General features: G+C 65.1%; 16 protein-coding genes and 2 pseudogenes. 9 read left to right on the top strand and 9 right to left on the bottom strand.

Annotated elements, in window-relative coordinates:
• Window positions 1-24 precede the first annotated feature (24 nt).
• Window positions 25-1,374 carry a 7,8-didemethyl-8-hydroxy-5-deazariboflavin synthase subunit CofH gene (gene cofH, locus NLF94_RS05600; protein WP_254840483.1) on the bottom strand — a complete coding sequence of 450 codons (1,350 nt, stop codon included), beginning with the start codon at window positions 1,372-1,374 and terminating at the stop codon, window positions 25-27.
• A 128-nt stretch (window positions 1,375-1,502) separates the two neighbouring features.
• Between cofH and NLF94_RS05595 the strand changes: the two genes are divergently transcribed.
• Window positions 1,503-3,158 (top strand): class I adenylate-forming enzyme family protein, encoded by a 1,656-nt coding sequence (locus NLF94_RS05595; RefSeq protein ID WP_254840482.1) that lies wholly within the window; start codon window positions 1,503-1,505, stop codon window positions 3,156-3,158.
• A gap of 21 nt (window positions 3,159-3,179) precedes the next feature.
• Here the strand turns inward: NLF94_RS05595 and NLF94_RS05590 are convergent, their stop codons facing one another.
• Window positions 3,180-3,767: a DUF4382 domain-containing protein gene (locus NLF94_RS05590; protein ID WP_254840481.1), complete on the bottom strand. Its 588-nt coding sequence runs from the start codon at window positions 3,765-3,767 to the stop codon at window positions 3,180-3,182.
• A gap of 260 nt (window positions 3,768-4,027) precedes the next feature.
• Between NLF94_RS05590 and thrS the strand changes: the two genes are divergently transcribed.
• Window positions 4,028-5,956 (top strand): threonine--tRNA ligase, encoded by a 1,929-nt coding sequence (gene thrS, locus NLF94_RS05585; RefSeq protein ID WP_254840480.1) that lies wholly within the window; start codon window positions 4,028-4,030, stop codon window positions 5,954-5,956.
• Complete coding sequence (locus NLF94_RS05580) at window positions 5,953-6,333, top strand: acyl-CoA thioesterase (RefSeq protein WP_254840479.1); 381 nt, start codon at window positions 5,953-5,955, stop codon at window positions 6,331-6,333. The genes thrS and NLF94_RS05580 overlap by 4 nt, the downstream gene beginning before the upstream one ends.
• On the opposite strand, the gene NLF94_RS05575 is transcribed toward NLF94_RS05580, so the two are convergent.
• From NLF94_RS05575 to NLF94_RS05560, 4 genes and pseudogenes are all read right to left on the bottom strand, one after another.
• On the bottom strand, window positions 6,334-7,182 hold the full coding sequence (locus tag NLF94_RS05575; RefSeq protein WP_254840478.1) for a PspA/IM30 family protein: 849 nt from the start codon (window positions 7,180-7,182) through the stop codon (window positions 6,334-6,336).
• A 237-nt stretch (window positions 7,183-7,419) separates the two neighbouring features.
• Window positions 7,420-8,274, bottom strand: a pseudogene (locus NLF94_RS05570) (RNA-guided endonuclease InsQ/TnpB family protein); the annotation flags it as partial.
• Window positions 8,275-8,486: 212 nt separating this feature from the next.
• The gene (locus NLF94_RS05565) at window positions 8,487-9,302 is read right to left on the bottom strand and encodes an IS5 family transposase (RefSeq protein ID WP_254838721.1); all 816 of its coding nucleotides are present in this window, start codon (window positions 9,300-9,302) and stop codon (window positions 8,487-8,489) included.
• Between the two features lie 93 nt (window positions 9,303-9,395).
• A pseudogene (locus tag NLF94_RS05560) lies at window positions 9,396-9,797 on the bottom strand (RNA-guided endonuclease TnpB family protein); the annotation flags it as partial.
• A 299-nt stretch (window positions 9,798-10,096) separates the two neighbouring features.
• Between NLF94_RS05560 and NLF94_RS05555 the strand changes: the two are divergent.
• Complete coding sequence (locus NLF94_RS05555; RefSeq protein ID WP_254840475.1) at window positions 10,097-10,681, top strand: alpha/beta hydrolase; 585 nt, start codon at window positions 10,097-10,099, stop codon at window positions 10,679-10,681.
• A gap of 77 nt (window positions 10,682-10,758) precedes the next feature.
• Window positions 10,759-11,409 carry a hypothetical protein gene (locus NLF94_RS05550; protein WP_254840474.1) on the top strand — a complete coding sequence of 217 codons (651 nt, stop codon included), beginning with the start codon at window positions 10,759-10,761 and terminating at the stop codon, window positions 11,407-11,409.
• A gap of 76 nt (window positions 11,410-11,485) precedes the next feature.
• Here NLF94_RS05550 and NLF94_RS05545 read toward each other — a convergent pair whose 3' ends face one another.
• On the bottom strand, window positions 11,486-12,163 hold the full coding sequence (locus tag NLF94_RS05545) for a hypothetical protein (RefSeq protein ID WP_254840473.1): 678 nt from the start codon (window positions 12,161-12,163) through the stop codon (window positions 11,486-11,488).
• 79 nt (window positions 12,164-12,242) lie between these two features.
• Between NLF94_RS05545 and NLF94_RS05540 the strand changes: the two genes are divergently transcribed.
• The 4 genes from NLF94_RS05540 (at window position 12,243) to NLF94_RS05525 (ending at window position 16,001) form a co-directional block, all read left to right on the top strand.
• Window positions 12,243-12,932 (top strand): hypothetical protein, encoded by a 690-nt coding sequence (locus tag NLF94_RS05540; protein ID WP_254840472.1) that lies wholly within the window; start codon window positions 12,243-12,245, stop codon window positions 12,930-12,932.
• A 192-nt stretch (window positions 12,933-13,124) separates the two neighbouring features.
• Window positions 13,125-14,771: a CTP synthase gene (pyrG, locus tag NLF94_RS05535; RefSeq protein WP_254840471.1), complete on the top strand. Its 1,647-nt coding sequence runs from the start codon at window positions 13,125-13,127 to the stop codon at window positions 14,769-14,771.
• The gene (guaA, locus tag NLF94_RS05530) at window positions 14,771-15,688 is read left to right on the top strand and encodes a glutamine-hydrolyzing GMP synthase (RefSeq protein WP_254840470.1); all 918 of its coding nucleotides are present in this window, start codon (window positions 14,771-14,773) and stop codon (window positions 15,686-15,688) included. The genes pyrG and guaA overlap by 1 nt, the downstream gene beginning before the upstream one ends.
• Window positions 15,681-16,001 (top strand): DUF7126 family protein, encoded by a 321-nt coding sequence (locus tag NLF94_RS05525; protein WP_254840469.1) that lies wholly within the window; start codon window positions 15,681-15,683, stop codon window positions 15,999-16,001. The genes guaA and NLF94_RS05525 overlap by 8 nt, the downstream gene beginning before the upstream one ends.
• Here the strand turns inward: NLF94_RS05525 and NLF94_RS05520 are convergent.
• Both NLF94_RS05520 and NLF94_RS05515 read right to left on the bottom strand, forming a co-directional pair.
• Window positions 15,998-16,678 carry an MBL fold metallo-hydrolase gene (locus NLF94_RS05520; protein WP_254840468.1) on the bottom strand — a complete coding sequence of 227 codons (681 nt, stop codon included), beginning with the start codon at window positions 16,676-16,678 and terminating at the stop codon, window positions 15,998-16,000. The two genes, NLF94_RS05525 and NLF94_RS05520, sit on opposite strands and share 4 nt — an antisense overlap.
• Before the next feature lie 42 nt (window positions 16,679-16,720).
• Window positions 16,721-17,716 carry a phosphate uptake regulator PhoU gene (locus tag NLF94_RS05515; RefSeq protein ID WP_254840467.1) on the bottom strand — a complete coding sequence of 332 codons (996 nt, stop codon included), beginning with the start codon at window positions 17,714-17,716 and terminating at the stop codon, window positions 16,721-16,723.
• Window positions 17,717-17,921: the final 205 nt, after the last annotated feature.

Genomic DNA, 17,921 nt, shown 5'->3' with positions numbered 1-17,921 from the left:
CTTTCGTCGTCCGGGACGCTACCGCTACAGCAGCGGCGTCCCGTCGGCCTTCGGCCCGAGCGTCGGACCCACCTCGTCGGCGTCGGGGTCGATTCGCCGCCGCGTTTCGTAGTCCGTCGAACGCTCGACCGGCACCCGGCCCATCGCCGTTATCATGTCGACGTACTCCCTGAACGAGCGGAATTCGCCGTAGTCGCCGCCCGCCCGCTTCGTAATCTCCTCGGAGAGAATGGTGCCCATGAAGTCGTTGGCGCCGCACGACAGCATCTTCAGCCCCTGGCCGTCGCCGTACTTCACCCACGACGACTGGATGTGCTCGACGTTGTCGAGGTAGAGCCGCGAGACAGCGATCATCAGTTCGTCCTCGTGGACGCTGGCGCCCGAGTCGACCATGCCGCGCTCGGCCAGCGGCGTGTCGTGGTGGACGAACGACAGCGGGACGAACTCGGTGATGGCGCCGGTTCTGTCCTGCAACTCGCGTACCCGGTCGAGGTGCAGCGCACGGTGGGCCTCGTTCTCGACGTGGCCGTACATGATGGTCGCCGTCGTATCGAGACCGACCGAAGCGGCGGCCTCCATCGCCTCGAGCCACTCGCCGGTGTCGATTTTCGCGGGGCAGATGACCTCCCGGACCTCGTCGACGAGGATTTCGGCGGCGGTGCCGGGTACGCTGTCGAGACCGGCAGCCTGCAATCGCCGGAAGACCTCCTCGTAGCTCCACTCGGTCCCGCGACGGGCGTGGTAGGCCTCCTCGGGCGTCATCGAGTGGACGTGGACGCCGCCGACGTCCATCGCCTCCAGCTGTGCGGTGTAGGTGCGGGGGTCGACGTCGTATTCGGCGGGCGGCCGGTAGTTGAGGTCGCCGCGGTCGCTGTTTTCGAGTATCTCGCGGTGTTCGTCGTCGAGCGCGAAGGCGGGGTGGAGTCCCGAGACGGAACAGACCTCGTAGATGCCGCGTTCGACGGCGTCGCGGACGATGTCGCGGGACTCGTCGGGCGTCTTCGTGAAGCCGTCGTGGTCGTCCTGGTACTCGGTTCGGAACTGCTCGGAGCGGTCCTTGAAGTTACAGAACAGACAGCCGGTGTTGCAGGCGGTCGTGACGTTGTTGTTGAGGTTGGCGACGAAGGTGACCTCCTCGCCGACGACCTCGGCCCGGCGCCGGTCGGCCGCCTCCAGTACCTGCTCCTTGCGGTCGAGGTCGATGCCCTCGCGGTCGGTGCCGGTCGTCAGCAACTCGACGGCGTCGTCGACGTCGAGGCGGTGGCCGGCCCGCGCCTTCGCCAGCGCGTTCTCGAAGGCCTGGTCGGTCGACGGGCGACGGTCGAACTCGAAGTCGCCGCGCGGCACGTTCGCCGACGCCTCGAACGCGTCCATACCGCACCCTGCCGCCGGAAGGTAAAAACCTCCCGGGGTACCGGCCATCCCGGCGAGTTTCTGTCAAAAAAGACACCGACATCCTGGCCCAAGGCTTTTGATAACACGAAACAAGCACGACGCCAGCGATGAAGTACCACGACCGGGAGCCGCTCCGACACCTCGGCGACGTGCCGGCAATGGGCGCCGAGCGGTACGGCGACGCGCTCGCCTTCGAGTACCGCGGCGACGAGCAGAGTTACGCGGACCTGGAGGCCCGCTCGAACCGGGTCGCCAACGCTCTCGTCGAAGCGGGCATCGAACCGGGCGACCGGGTGGCGCTGTACCTCGAGAACTCGATTCAGTTTCCCGAATCGTTCTTCGGCGTCGTCAAGGCCGGCGCGGTGGCGGTCCCGCTGAACCACCGGATGGACCGCGAGCGCCTGCGCTACATCCTCGAGGACTCGGGCGCCGAGGCCCTCGTCACGTCGCCCGTCTTCCCGAGCGTCGGCACCGACCTCGCCGAGGCGGTGCCACTGGCGTTCATCCCGGGCGGTGCCGATGGCCTGGAGGACTACGACGAACACGTCGACGCCGCCGACCCCGAGTTCGACCGGCCCGACCGCGACTTCGAGGACGTCGCCGTCCAGCCGTACACCTCGGGGACGACCGGCGACCCGAAGGGCGTGCTGACGACCCATCGGAACCTGCTCTCGACGGCGCAGTCGTACTCTTCGCGGGGCGGGGCCGACCCCGAATCCGACGTGGCGCTTTGTTTCCTCCCGCTGTTTCACATGTACGGACTCAGCGTCGTGATGCTGACGGGGCTGTACAACGGCGCGACCATCGTCCTCCGGACGATGCCGGTGCCCGCCGAGTTGCTCTCGGCCATCACCGAGTTCGAGGTGACGCAGTTCGCGGCGGTTCCGGCAGTCTACATCGAGATGCTGGAGGAACTGGAGGAGAACCCCGATGCCTACGACGTCTCCAGCGTCCAGACGCTCGGCAGCGGGGCGGCCCCGCTGGCGGACGACACGCGCCGCCGCATCGAGGACGCCTTCGACACGCCGCTGACCGAGGGGTGGGGCATGACCGAGACGTCGCCGGCGGGTACGACCTCCTCGACGTACGGTGTCCGGAAGGGCGCGGGCTGTATCGGCCAGCCACTGCCCGACGTCGAGATCAAGCTCGTCGACCCAGAGACGCGAGAGACGAAGGTTCCCGCGGCGGCGCTTGACCCCACGGCCGCGACGACGCTCGCCGAGTACGGCATCGACCCCGACGACGAGCAACAGGTGACCGGCGAAATCGCCGTCCGCGGCCCGCAGGTCTTCGAGGGCTACCACGGGATGCCCGAAAAGAACGACGAGGTGTTCGACGCCGACGGCTGGTTCTACACCGCCGACATCGCCCGCGTCGACGAGGACCGCTTCCTGTGGATGGTCGACCGAACCGACGACATGCTCATCGTCGGCGGCGAGAACGTCTACCCCGCCGAGGTCGAGGACGCGCTGTTCGACCATCCCGACGTCCAGGCCGCCGCGGTCGTCGGCGCCGACCACGAGACCAAAGGTGAGGCGCCGGTCGCCTACGTCGTTCTCGAACCGCGCGTCGAGGAGCCGCCGACCGAGCGAGCACTCCGGGAGTTCGCCCTCGAGCGGGTGCCCACCTACGCGCACCCGCGGCGCGTCTTCGTCGTCGACGAACTCCCCCGCAGCGGCACCCGGAAGGTCCAGCGGTACAAACTCGAAGCCGACGCCGCCGAGCGACTCGACGGGCCGCTGGCGTCGAGCGAGACGCTGTAGGCTGTCGCCCTCGGTCCGGGGCTACCGGACCCCCCACCCGAGCGTGTACGTCCAGGGACCGTCGCCGGCGACACGCACGAGGGCGACCGTCGTCGTTATCTCGACGCTCCCCCCGGAGCGAACCGTGATCGGGTCCCCCCGAACCTCCCGTGAGGCTGGCACCGTTCGAGTGAATTCGGGGTCGCCCCCGTCGGCGAGGGTCGCACTCCGGATCGGAAGGTAGAGCTTCGCCTCCGTGTAGTCACCTGCTGGTACCGTCGCCTCGAACAGGTCGACGCTCCCGCCGGCTCCCACCTCCGTGAGGTCGACGTCCATCGTCGTCTCGTCCAGACGAACCGTCGTTCCGTCCGAGGCGACCAACTCGAGGGCCTCGAACGTCGTCTGCAGCGTCCGGAAGCTGTCGACGTTCGACTGCGAGGACCGAACGCCGAGGGAGACGGTCGCACTCACGCCGTCCGACCCCGACCCCTCCCCGTCGGTCGGGGTCGCGGTCGACTGCTCGGTCGCGGTCGTCGTTGCGGTGCTCGTGCCGTCGCCGTTCCCGCCGTTTCCGCCGTTCCCGTCGCCCGAGCAGCCAGCGACGCCGACGCCGAGTCCGGCCGTTCCCACTGTCTTGAGCCATCGTCGTCGATTCCAAACGTCCCGAACCTTCTCGGTCACTGTTACATACCCCCCACCGGGTCCAAAACCACCGTCTGTTAATAATTTTTCATTGGCGCAAATGATATGAAAGGAGACACGACGACGCTCGGTCCGGCACCATCGTCCCGCCGTGCGCCGCGAGAACCGCCAGGCGGTTCCGCGCCGACCGCGGGGCGAGAGAAAGCCGTCTCTTAACACTTATCCCCCCGCCTCGGCTTGTCGTAGGCATGAGCGACATCGTCGTCACGTTGCCGGACGGCTCCGAACTCTCCGTGGAGTCGGGGTCGACGGTCGAGGACGTCGCCTACGAGATCGGACCGGGCCTCGGCGAGGACACGGTCGGCGGGATCGTCGACGGCGAACTCGCCGGCAAGGAGGAACCGCTCGTCGAGGACTGCGAACTCGTCATCATCACCGAGGACTCCGAGGAGTACCTGCGGGCGCTGCGGCACTCGGCGGCCCACGTTTTCGCCCAGGCGCTCCAGCGCCTGTATCCCGAGGCCGAACTGGCCATCGGGCCGCCGACCGACGAGGGGTTCTACTACGACGTGGCGGGCGTCGACCTCGACGCCGACGACCTCGAGGACATCGAGGCCGAGATGTACGACATCATCGAGGCCGACTACGACATCGAACGGGTCGAGCGGTCCCGCGAGGAGGCGCTTGACCTGTACGCCGACAACCCCTACAAGCAGGACATCCTCGAAGAGGAAGCGGCCGGCTCCGAGACCGTCTCCTTCTACGTCCAGGACGACTGGCAGGACCTCTGTCGCGGCCCGCACGTCGAGTCGACGGGCGAGATCGGCGCGGTCGAACTGCTGAACATCGCGGCGGCCTACTGGCGCGGCGACGAGGACAACGACACGCTCACCCGTGTGTACGGGACGGCATTCGAGACCGAGGCCGACCTCGAGCAGTTCCTCGAACGCCGGGAACAGGCCAAAGAGCGGGACCACCGGAAGATCGGCCAGGAGATGGCCCTGTTTTCCATTCCGGACGTCACGGGACCGGGGCTGCCGCTGTATCACCCCAACGGGAAGACGGTCCTCCACGAACTCCAGCGGTACGTGAACGAACTGAACCGGGAGGCGGGCTACGAGCAGGTCGAGACGCCCCACGTTTTCCGGACGGAACTGTGGAAGAAGTCGGGCCACTACGACAACTACGTCGACGACATGTTCCTGCTCGACGTCAACGACGAGGAGTACGGGCTCAAGCCGATGAACTGCCCGGGCCACGCCACCATCTTCGACCAGCACAACTGGTCGTACCGCGACCTCCCGGTGCGGTACTTCGAGAACGGCAAGGTGTACCGCAAGGAGCAGCGCGGCGAACTGTCGGGCCTGTCGCGGACGTGGTCGTTCACCATCGACGACGGCCACCTGTTCTGCCGTCCGGACCAGATCGAAGCCGAGATACGGCAGATCATGGACATGATCTTCGAGGTCATCGGCCACTTCGACCTCGACGTCGAGGTGGCGCTTGCGACCCGACCCGAGAAGTCCGTCGGGAGCGACGAGATATGGGAGCAGGCCGAGTCCCAGCTCCGGGAGGTGCTCGAGTCGGACGGCTACGACTACGGCCTCGAACCGGGCGACGGCGCCTTTTACGGCCCGAAGATTGATTTCACGTTCGAGGACGCGCTGGGTCGTAGCTGGGACGGCCCGACGGTCCAACTGGACTTCACTATCCCCGAGCGGTTCGATCTCACCTACACCGGCGAGGATAACGAGGAACACCGGCCGGTGATGATCCACCGCGCGCTGTACGGCAGTTACGAGCGGTTCTTCATGGTACTCATCGAGCACTTCGACGGGAACTTCCCGACGTGGCTGGCGCCCGAGCAGGTTCGCATCCTGCCCATCTCCGACGACAACGTCGGCTACGCCAAGCAGGTCAAGAACCGCTACCTCTCGGAGTTCCGCGTCGAGATCGAGGACCGCTCGTGGACCATCGGCAAGAAGATACAGCAGGCCCACGACGACCGCGTCCCCTACATGCTCGTCGTCGGCGACGACGAGGCGGAGGCGGGAACCGTCTCGGTCCGGGACCGCTTCGAGGCCGAGCGGAAGGACGTCGACGTCGAGCGGTTCCGCGAGCACCTCCGGGCGGAGGTCGACGACAAGCGCATCGAACCGGACTTCGTCGGCCAGTGACCGACCGACCCTTCGAGCACGAACTCGTCGTCGGAACGCGGGATATGGGCGACAGCCACGTCGACAACGCCGTCTTTCCGGCGTACGTCGCCCGGGTCCGGCAGGCGTTCCTCCGGGAGACGGTGCCGCGGTTCGAGGCCTACGACCGCCACGTCGCACGGCTGGAACTGGACTACCACGCCGAACTGTTCGCCGGCGACCGCGTCACCGGGACCGTCGAGGTGGCCGACATCGGGGAGACGAGCCTCACGACGGAGGTGACGCTCGCGTGCGATGGGACACGGGTAGCGATGGGGCGGACGGTACTGGTCGTCGTCGACCCGGCGAGCGGCGATCCGACGCGGGTCCCCGACGCCTGGCGGGCGGCCCTGGAGTAGTCACTCCTCGGTTTCCGAATCCGACGTCGAGGTCGACGTCGACTCCTCGGCTTCCGTCTCCTCCTGCTTCAGTTCCTCGAGTTCGGCCTCGATGTCGGGGTCGGAGGACGGTTCGGCGTCGGCGGCCCCGCTTTCGGCGTCGGCGGTCTCCTCGTCGCCGGCCTCGGCCTTCAGCGTCTCGAGTTCGGCCTCGACCTCGCCCTCCCGGCGCATCGCCTCGAGTTCGCGGTCGATCTCGTCGCCCTCCGAGAGCGCGCCCTCGAAGGCGCCGGACTGTTCGAGTTCGTCCATGGCGGCCGCCCGGGCCTCCATGTCCTCGGTCCGTTCGCGGGCCCGGTCGATCGAGCGGGAGATGTTCTCCATCTCGTCGCCGGCGCCGGTCATCGCCTCGCTGACCCGGGCGCTGGCCTCGGCGGCCTCGTAGCGGGCCTTCATCGTCTCCTTCTCGGTGCGGAACTGCTCGATGCGGCTCTGGAGTTCGTTCTTCTTCTCGACGAGGTCGTCCTGGGTGTTCTGGAGGTCGGCGATCTGGGTCTCCAGCTCCTCGATCTGGGTCATCTTCTGCTTTTTCTTTTCGAGGGCCTTCCGTGCGAGGTCGTCGCGGCCCTGTTCGACGGCCTGTCTGGCCTGCTCGTTGTGCTTGTCGACGTTCTCATCGAGGCGGCGCTTCTGTATCTCCAGGCGCTTCTTCTGGGTCGTCAGGTCCGCGATACCCTTCTTTACGTCCTGTAACTCGTCCCGGAGGCGCTCGTAGGAGTAATCGAGCGTCTCGGAGGGGTCTTCCGCGCGGTTCAACACCGCGTTGAGCTTCGACCGGATGACGTAGGATGCCCGCGAGAGGATGCCCATACTCGTGTTGTGTGTCCCGAGACCTTAAATGACAGCGCCGCGGTGGCGTTAGCTGGGCTTGCGAACGTACCGCCGTGGATTCTACCGGATCGCGTTGCTGTTCACTGAGGGTTGCTGAAGACAACGCGCGAATGCAGGACTAATTATCTCATCCGATGTAAACTACCCCACCCTACTCCCTCGGCGCATACGCGCCTCGGTCCTTGAGGGTGGGGCTTTGATGTGGACTCCCGGCAATCAGTCACCAGCAATAGGCCGGTGACTCTCGCCGTTCAACGTCCCACCATTCACACGCAGGTCTACTTCTGCGTCTCCGCTCCCCGACTTGGGCGAGGAACGGAGTCTGTGTGTCCGCTTTCGGGCGTACCGTAGCCCGATATTCTTCGCACCGTTGTAATCCGCGTTCACCTCGTAGCCACACTTCTGACAACAGAAGTGTTCTCCGTGGCGGTTGTCCTCGTGCGTGAACCCACAATCCGTCCGAGAACAGCGTTGAGACGTGTGGTTCGGTTCGACTTGCTCCACGGAGACGCCCTGTTCGGGCGCTTTGTAGGAGACGTACTCGAACAGGCGTCGGAACGCCCAAACGTGGTGCCACTTCGCTTGCGGAAGCCGCTCTCGAATGTCGGTCAACTCCTCGAACACAATAACGTCGCAGTCGTGTTCGACAGCTTCCGCGACAAGTTCGTTAGCGACCGTGTGGATGTACTGTTTCCGCCACGCTTCTTCGCGCTTCCCGAGGCGAAGCAAGGCGTTGTGCGCGGCTTGTGTGCCGCGCTGTTGCATCTCACCACGCCGCTTCTCGAACTCACGGCACCAGTGGTCGTAGTCGTCTCCCTGCCAAAACGTACCGGTCGAGGAGACTGCCAACGAGTTGACGCCGAGGTCGATACCGAGGACCGTTTGGTCGGGGTGCCCGGTATCTTCCGAAACCTCTGCGTCACCGTCTATCCGCCGCATCGAGAGTTGGATGTAGAACTCGCCGTCCACCGCGTCGTATCGAACCGTACTTTCGCGGAACTCGTAGTCCTCGGAGAGAACGTACCGCTCGTAGGGCGTCGGGCTGTCTGCGGGGAGAACGAACGATGGTTGCCTCGTTGAATCACAAGACAGCGTCGGGGTAGGATCGATTATTCGCGGTTTCACGGCGCCAGAGACGGATTCGTGGACTCAGAAGATGCAGTCGTTGTCAGGAGCGGCGCTCGCTGAAGGGTCACAACTATGGTATCTTGTTCCGTTGATCCAGCGACGACGGCGATGCCTCTCCCGGATACGTCCGGAGAAGGGGAGCAGGCGGCGAGCCCCTAACTCGCCGCCTGCGTCAGGTTATGCACGATGCACTTCCGAGTCAGCTCCCGGAACTGGCCGTGCCAGCTCCGGGAGCGGAGCTTCTCGCCGTCGTCCTCCTTCAACTGCGAGAAGCCGGTTTCACTCATCCAGCGCTGGTTGTAGTCATCGTTCATCCGGGCGTTGTGAGCCTTCTGTAACGGTGTCTGCTCCCTGTGTTTGATCAACGGTCGCGTCGAGTTGGAGCGACACTCCTCCCGGAGGTCGCTCCACGAATAGTTCGCGTCGGCAGACAACACCCGCAGGTCTTCCGCGTTCCGGCGGAAGACCTGCATCCCGATGTGACCGTCCCACGCCTTCTTCGTCGTGTAGTGAACGTCCTTGATCGCCAGGGAGTTCACGTCGATCAAGATGGTCGTCTTCAGCGACTGCAACGAGTAGTTCGCGCGGTCGCGGTAGTGGTAGCTGGTTTGATCGCGCTGGAAGCCACTCGCGTCAATCGCGGCTTCACCACTCCAGCCCGCCTGCTCCGCCGACGCGCGGAGCAGGCGGCGGAGTTCCCGCATCCGGTACTGATCTTCCCACCGGCAGAACGAACTGTAGTGCGGTGCTTCCTTGAGTTCGAACACGCCGAGGACATGTGGCATCTCGTTGAGGTAGTCCTCGGTCTCACGGAGACTCTTCTCCAGTTCGACGCGGAACAGAATCACCGCGATTTGCACCCACTCGGCGTACCCGTCCGCGCCGTCCGGCGCGGCGGGTACGTCCGGGTCGTCAACGTGCTGTTTGGCAAGGTTTCGACACATCCAGGCAAGCCGTCTGAGCGATGCCATATCGCCAGACGGCGTCCATTTCCGGGTTAATCTGGCGGAATATCACCGTGAGAACGCCTGAGGATACCCTTAGTCGGCGGCAAAACAAGGCAACGATGGTTCTACCCGCCCCTCAACGGTTGCCAGCGATACCTTGTTGCGGTAGAAGGTCGCGCTCCGTGCGTCGTAGTCCATCGTTTCAGCGGTAAACGTCGGGCAAGAGACACGCTGCCCCTTCTTCCACCGTTCGACACACGCTTTGACGGCTTCGACGGCGCGGCGTATCGCGGCTTGAACGAGTTGTGCCTGTAAGTCCGTCTCCTCTCGCAATTCGGAGTACAGAGCGTCACGAACCTGTCTCTTGTTGGTTCTGCACTCGGTGTAGGTGGTGTCGGACCAACAGTAGTCGGCGGTTCGGTTCGCGCAATACAGGTATTGCTCGGCAGTTCGGTGGAGTGCATCACGTTGCTCGTCGGAAAGGTCGAGTTTCACGACGGCAGTTCGACGCACGTCCATAACTTCAGAGAACACCCGATGGTATTTATATATTTGGGAGTCAGTCGGTCGCAGTATGCCGGTTGTGTCGTACCATGTCGGTTTCCTCTCCGGCCTGCTCACTCCCTTTGCTACGCTTCGGTCGCTCCTTGAGGCCGGAGGCTCCACCTCGAAAACGCTGAATCCAGCCTCCCTATTCAGCAGCCGGGTCCTGACAGGGATCGGGTAGCTACCGGGGGCAGCCCGATACAGCGTTCCACTTGTCGGAGCACTACCGAACGCCACAGCCTCAAGAGCGTGGGCCGCCTACGCCCGCCGACATGAGCGAGGAGATACTCGTGCCCTCGGACCGGGACGTCCGCGGGACGCTGGACGACCCGGACCGCGAGGCGTGCGTGGTCGCCTGTCCGCCGCACCCCGAGCACGGCGGCAGTCGGACCGACCGGAATCTCCGGGCGGTGAGCGACGCCGTCGACTGTGCGTGTCTCCGGTTCGACTACGGGGCGTGGGACGAGGGTCGCGGCGAGTTGGCGGACACCCGCGACGCCCTCGCGTGGGCGCGGGACCGCTACGAGTCGGTCTCGCTTTTCGGTTACAGCTTCGGCGGCTGTCTGGCACTGGTCGCGGCCGCCCGGGAGAGCCGCGCGGGCCGGCCGCCGGCCGCCGTCGGGGCACTCGCGCCAGCCGCCCGAATCTCGCCGGACATCGACGCCGTCGCCGCCGTCGACGACATCGCCTGTCCGGTCGGGGTGGTCTACGGCCGGCGCGACACCACCGTCGACGCGGCGGCGGTCGCCGAGCGGGTCCGCGAGCGGGGCGGTCTCGTCGAGGCGGTCGGCGCCGACCACTTCTTCGTCGGACAGAGCGCCAAAGCCGCCGAACACCTCGCAGCGTTGCTCTGTTGACATATTTTACCCGGCATATCAATCTATTTTCATAGATTAGCCACCGAGTATTTAAGTTAACCCCGGCTTGCTACGGTATGCTCGACGTGAACTGGACCGCCACGAGACCACCTCTGGACGCCATTGATCAACTCTGGTCATCGAAGGACTTCGATGTCGTGGACCCGGACGCGAGCGGTGTCGAGCGGTTCGTCGACGCGATGAACGACACTCGAGCGAGCGGCGACGCCCGCTGGTGCTGTGTCCACATCCCCGATTCGCCCGCCCTGGACTGGTTCGCGGCCCGCAACTGCCTCGCCGACGCGGAGTTCTTCGGACACCTGCTGGCCTCCGAGGCCGTCACCGACCGACTCGGTATCGAGGTCCCCGAGCGACCGGAGCCGACGTTCACCGTCGAGTCCGGGCTGGCGCTGGACGGCGTGCTGGCCGAGGCGCTCGTCCACGGCGGCTCCCGGTCGTTCGACGCGACGGTCGACCAGGAGTACGGCACCTACGCGAAGGCAAAGCGACTCGCCCGCGAGTGCTGTGGGGAGGTCATCGAGGACCGCTACGAGGAGATCACGATCCACCGAACGCGGGAGGCGTGGTGCGACTACTTCGGCGAGCCCCACTGGAACCTCACGCTCGTGGCGGTCGACCGCCGCTACCGGTGGGCGTGGGTGCTGATTTCGACCGACGACGGCGGGCTGGAGGCCGCACGCGAGCAGGCCGCCGCGGGCGTCAACTGACACGTAGCGAGCGGAAGCCCACCCCTTCAGGGGTGGGAGGATGTCAAGCGCCGGTCCTACCGTGTTTCTCGGCGGATCAATCCGCAGTTTCGCCCGCAGAAACGTGATCCCGGAACTTTTCGAGCCGCCGCTTTGGGGTCGGTGTCAGCCACCGGAGCCAGACCGGCCGGGACGGTTCGACTCGTGCCGTGGTTTCGAGGAAGTCGAGATACGTCTCGGTGTCACAGTTCGCCGCTGCCCGGCGGTCCGCCCGGTAGACCAGCCACCGTTTGACCGCCGGCAGGCAGACGGCGAAGTCCCCGACGGCCACCAGTACCACCGAGACGAGTGGCGGAACCCCGGACACGACGGTGGCAATCAACTCGGGCGCAAAGAACACGGGCAGGGCTCCTACCGCTGCCGTCCCGTAATAGATCCACGGACCTCTGCTGTGGACGTAGGACACCTCGTGTGAAACCAGACAGTCCCGCTGGGCTCTCGAGAGCGACGTTACAGCGGCCGAACTCACCATCCATCGCGGGGTGATGGTGCTGAACCGCGTCGCCGAGACCCACCGGCTGTCGATGACCTTCACCTTCGCATCTCTCTTTTGATCCGCCGGCGGAACGTCGATGTCGGCTTCGAGATCGGTGGCCGATCCTTTCACCGCCCAGACGACGTAGCCGGTAGCCACGTATATCGTCCACGTCGCAGCGATCGCCACCGGTAGAGCGATTATACTTACGGCGATGGATGACGCGACTTGTCCGGTCATTATGCCCTACAAATCACCCATTCATTAATATATTTTATCTAAAGACAATATTTAATATACAGAAAAAGTATCTTGTAATATGAAACGGAGAGATGTGTTCCGAACAGCTGCACTGAGTACTAGTGGGATGGCTGCAAGCGGTATTTTGACAAAAGTTGTCAGTGCCAGATATCCATACTACGAATATTGTACTGATTATATTCAAGAGTTAAAAGATGCGGGGATGACTGACTCTGAGGCGCATGATTATTTTGAAGACGTTCACGACGCAGAGTGTTCGCCTAGTGGAGTCCAATCAACCTCCTCTTCAGGTCCGTTCCCCATTAGTGCCTGTCAAAAGGTCAGCTTATTTGGAGAAGAATATTGCCTATCTACGTCGTATGTAGATTCAAACGCAAACCGTTCCTGTGGCCCGGATAATACTCGCGACCTTGATGCGGCTGTGGATATCACCTTTGAGAGAACGAAACTTGATGAAGGGATTACTTTTGACCATCAGTTTTGGATAGGAGTTCGAGAGAATCCTTTCAACGGGAACCTTTGTTTCGAGATCGGTCAAGAAACAGCAGGGATCTGTTTTAGCACATGTACTCCAAGCGGAACCCCAACGTCTGGAGAAATGCAAGATGCAATGGAGGATATGATGGAATGGGCTAATAAAAATATCATGGACGAAGAAATCGGCGAAGCAGTCCTGTTCATAATAATTGCCATTTTCGTGGCTGTGGCAGCCGGCCTAAGTTGTGTTGTCACAGGCTCAACCTGTTAGGTTTGTATCGGAATGTGGGAACTATTGTTCTATATACTTCCAGCCGTTTAACATCCGAACTGTACGAATGATTCGTCTGCCTGCGCACCGGACGGAGCATCCTGCCGGGGCTCTCGGTCAGCCGACCGACCGGTCGTCCAGGGAGGGCGACGGGTCCGTAACGGTTTAGTCGGACGCTCGCGCACCGTCAGTATGCCGACGGAGCTTACTGAGTACGACCCCTCGCTGGGGAACAAGTTCATCTTCGTCACCGGCGGCGTGATGTCCGGGTTGGGCAAGGGCATCACCGCGGCGAGCACCGGCCGACTGCTCGCCAACGCCGGCTTCGACGTGACGGCGGTGAAGATAGACCCCTACCTCAACGTCGACGCGGGGACGATGAACCCCTACCAGCACGGCGAGGTGTACGTCCTGAAGGACGGCGGCGAGGTCGACCTCGATCTGGGGAACTACGAGCGGTTCCTCGACATCGACATGACGTTCGATCACAACGTCACGACGGGCAAGACCTACCGCCACGTCATCGAGAAGGAACGCGCCGGCGACTACCTGGGCAAGACCGTCCAGATCATTCCCCACATCACCGACGACATCAAGCGGCGCATCCGGGAGGCCGCCGAGGGCCACGACATCTGTCTCATCGAGGTCGGCGGCACGGTCGGCGACATCGAGAGCATGCCGTACCTCGAGGCGCTCCGGCAGTTCGCCCACGAGGAAGACGACGAGGACATCCTCTTTACCCACGTCACGCTGGTCCCCTACTCGAAGAACGGCGAGCAGAAGACCAAGCCGACCCAACACTCCGTCAAGGAACTCCGTTCTATCGGTCTCCAGCCGGACATCCTCGTCGGCCGGTGCGACGACCGCCTCGACCCCGAGACCAAGGAGAAGATCGCGCTGTTCTGCGACGTCCCGACCGACGCCGTCTTCTCGAACCCCGACGTCGAGGACATCTACCACGTCCCGCTGATGGTCGAAGACGAGGGCCTCGACGAGTACGTGATGCGCGAACTCGGCCTGGCGTCGGAGGCAGTGCCGGCCGACGAGCGGGAAAACGAGTGGCGCGACATCGTCACACAGGAGACGACCGACACGGTCGAAATCGCGCTGGTCGGCAAGTACGCCCTCGAGGACGCCTATCTCTCGATCCACGAGGCACTGAAGCACGCCGGCTTCGAGACCAACACCGAGGTCGAGGTGCTGTGGGTCGACGCCGACGAGATGGACGAGGCTCACGCCGAGCGGCTCCACCGCGCCGACGGGGTCATCGTCCCCGGCGGCTTCGGAGCCCGCGGCACCGAGGGGAAAATCGACGCCGTCCGGTACGCCCGCGAGAACGGCGTTCCCTTCCTGGGGCTCTGTCTCGGCTTCCAGATGGCCGTCGTCGACGTCGCACGGAACGTCTGCGGGTTCGAGGGCGCCCACTCCGCCGAGATGGACGAGGACACGCCCCACCCGGTCATCGACATCCTGCCCGAACAGTACGAGATCGAGGACATGGGCGGGACGATGCGACTCGGCGCCCACGAGACCGACATCGAACCGGGGACCCTGGCCCACGAGATATACGGTGCCGACGCCTGCACCGAGCGCCACCGGCACCGCTACGAGGTCAACCCCGAGTACATCGACCGCCTCGAGGACGCGGGGCTGGTCTTCTCCGGGCGGGCGGGCAACCGGATGGAGATACTCGAGTTGCCCGACCACCCGTTCTTCCTCGGGACGCAGTTCCACCCCGAGTTCCGCTCCCGTCCCGGGCGGGCCTCGCCGCCCTTCCTGGCGCTGGTCGAGACGATACTCGAGGGCGTCGAGACCGACACCGGCGAGGTGACGGCCTGATGGTCGACCCCGGGACGTTCATCGACGAGCAGATCGCGGCCATCGCCGACGAGATCGGCGACGACAACGCCGTCATCGCGCTGTCGGGCGGCGTCGACTCCTCGACGGCCGCCGCCCTGGCCTACGAGGCCGTCGGCGCCCAGTTGACGCCCGTCTACGTCGACACCGGCCTGATGCGGAAGGGCGAAACCGAGGGCGTCCGCGAGACGTTCGCCTACATGGAGGGCCTCCGCATCGTCGACGCCCGCGAGCGCTTCCTCGACGCCCTCTCGGGCGTGACCGACCCCGAGGAGAAGCGCCACGTCATCGGCGAGCAGTTCATCCGCGAGTTCGAGACCGTCGCCCGCGAGGTCGACGCCGACTACCTCGTGCAGGGCACCATCTACCCCGACCGCATCGAGTCGGAGGGCACCATCAAGTCCCACCACAACGTCGGTGGCCTGCCCGAACGGATCGACTTCGAGGGCATCGTCGAACCCATGCGGGACCTCTACAAGGACGAGGTCCGGGAGGTCGCCCGCGAACTGGACCTCGAAGAGGTCGTCTCCGAGCGGATGCCGTTCCCCGGTCCCGGTCTCGCCGTCCGCGTGCTGGGCGAGGTGACCGAGGAGAAACTCGAGGTGGCCCGCGAGGCCAACCACGTCGTCGAGGAGGAACTCGGGGCGTACGAACCCTGGCAGGCGCTGGCGGCGGTGCTTGGGAAGGCCACCGGCGTCAAGGGCGACAACCGAGTCCACGGGTGGGTCGTCTCCGTCCGCTCGGTGGAGTCCCGCGACGGCATGACCGCCCGCGCCCAGGAGATAGACTGGGAAACGCTCCAGCGCATCCAGTCGCGCATCACCGGGACCCACGACAACGTCTCGCGCGTCGTCTACGACGTGACGCACAAGCCGCCGGCCACCATCGAATATGAGTAGGGTCGTCGTCGCCGGGGACGACCCCGACGGCCTGGGCGAGGCGCTGGCGGACCGCGGCGCCGACGTGCGCTTCGCCGCCGGGACCGCGAACCGCCCCGCCCTCGAGGAGGCCGGCATCGTCGAGGCGGACGTCCTCGTCGTGACCGACGCCGGCCTGGCGACGAGCGTCCCGATAGCGGTCGACCTCAATCCCGACCTCCGGGTGGTCGTCTACAGCCGCGATTCTGTCCCCGAGTTCGTCAAGGGGCAGGCGGGCCACATCGTCGACCCCGAGTTGCTCGGGCCCGAGGCGGTTGCCGAGGAGATCGTCTAACCGTCGAGGGAGTCGGCCAACTCCGAGAGCCGCTGGCCGCCGCCGCGCTCGAAGGGCGTCCCGTGGCCCATCCCGAGCGCCTCGAAGGGCGGCGCCCGCTCGGCGAGGTCGCCGACGCTGCGTTCGACCGCGTCGGTGTCGTAGGAGATGAACCACGGCGAGGGTCGGAGCCGGCCGTCACGCTCGACGACGAGGTCGCCGAGGAAGGCCGCCTCCCGCTCCTCGTGGACGTAGGCGACGTGGCCGGGCGTGTGGCCGGGGGTGTGGTAGGCGGTGAAGCCGCCCATCTCGTCGCCGTCCTCGACCCGGCGGACCCGGTCCGTGGGCACGTCCGGGACCAGCGGCCCGAGGGCCAACTGGAGGAGCGGTTTCGCGCCGGTCAGCGGCGGGCGGCCCTGCCCGGTCAGGAGGTCGGCGTCCTCGTGGCCGACGTACACCGGCGCGTCGACGGAGAGTTTCGCGACCGAGCCGACGTGGTCGAAGTCGTAGTGGGTCACGAGCACCCGGTTCACCGCCGAGAGGTCGTATCCGGCCGCGTCGACGGCGCCCTCGACGCGGGCGGCGTCGAACGGCGTCCCCGCGTCGACGACGGTGATGCCGTCACCGTCGGCGACGAGGTAGGCGTTGACGCCCTTGCACTCGTAGCACCAGACCCCGTCGCGCAACTCGGTGAGCATACCGGGACCACGGACGGCACGTACAAAAAGAACCGCGCCCGCTCAGGGGCGCGGCGCGGCCTTCTGGAGTGCGGTCTCGGCGATGTTGCCGCCGTAGTCGGCGCTCCGGGACAGCGAGTCGACGACCAGGCCGAGCAACTGGGCTTCCTGTGGTTCCAGTTCGCGTATCTCCTCGTCGACGGCCCGCGCCAGTTCGTCGATCTCCGTGACGCGCTGGCGGGCGTCGTTGGCCAGTTGCGTCGCGCGGTCGGGGTCGTCCTCGAGCAGCGCGTCCATCGCCATCTCGACGACATCGCTGGCCTCCTCGTGGAGGTCCGCGATGGCGTCGGCGGCGGCCTCGGGCGGTGCGGCCATCGTCTCGGCGTGGGTGGCTATCTTCGTCGCGTGGTCGCCGACGCGCTCGAGCTGGCGGGCGCTGGAGTGGTAGTCGAAGCAGGTCTCCCGGTCCAGGCCGACCGTCGCGGCGGCGCTGGGGTCCCGGAGCACCGACCGGAACACCCGCGAGACCATCGACCACAGCCGGTCGACGTCATCGTCGCGCTGGACGACGTCGGCCGCGAGGTCGTCGTCGTTCTCCAGCAGGGCGGTGACGGCGTCCGACAGCATCGTCGTCGAGACCAGCCGCATCCGGGTGATGGCGTTGTGCATCGACAGCTCCGAGGAGTCCAGCAGGTCCTGCAACTGGACGTGCTCTGCGGTCTCGCCGATGACCTCCAGGCCGACGAGTCCCTGCGTCGTCTCTCGTATCGTGCGGCGCTGGGCGGCGCTGACGCGGGAGGCCTCCAGCGTGATGATGTCGAACCCGCTGACGTACATCGTCACGACCGTCCGCGTCAGTTCGTCGCCCTCCAGCCCCGAGACGTCCAGCGTGCCCTCGACCTTCTCCTCGTCCTGGCGGGGCGTCAGCAGGAGCGAGTCCTCCTCGGGGTAGAACTCGACGACGCTGCCGCCGCTGATGTCGTTGCCGGTCGCCCAGTCCTTCGGCAACGAGACCGTGTAGGTCGACCCCCCCGTCACCTGCACCTTGCGGGTTTCCATACGAGCGCTACTTGCCGACGATATAAATCTCTGATGGAATATATAGGGGTTGGGGTAGTGAGCGACCCGAAACGCCGAAATCGACGGAAAAGACGCGAAAGGGGCGATGATGGCCGCGATAGGCTGGGATATATAGTAATAAATAGCGATAATAGAACAGTATTTACGAGTGGGGGCACTCGCGTCTGTCAACGGGGCCGCGGGG

This window comes from Natronomonas marina, assembly GCF_024298905.1.
Lineage (GTDB): Archaea > Halobacteriota > Halobacteria > Halobacteriales > Haloarculaceae > Natronomonas > Natronomonas marina.
The sequence above is the reverse complement of the archived record's forward strand: the minus strand, read 5'-3'. Positions and strand labels throughout refer to the sequence as shown.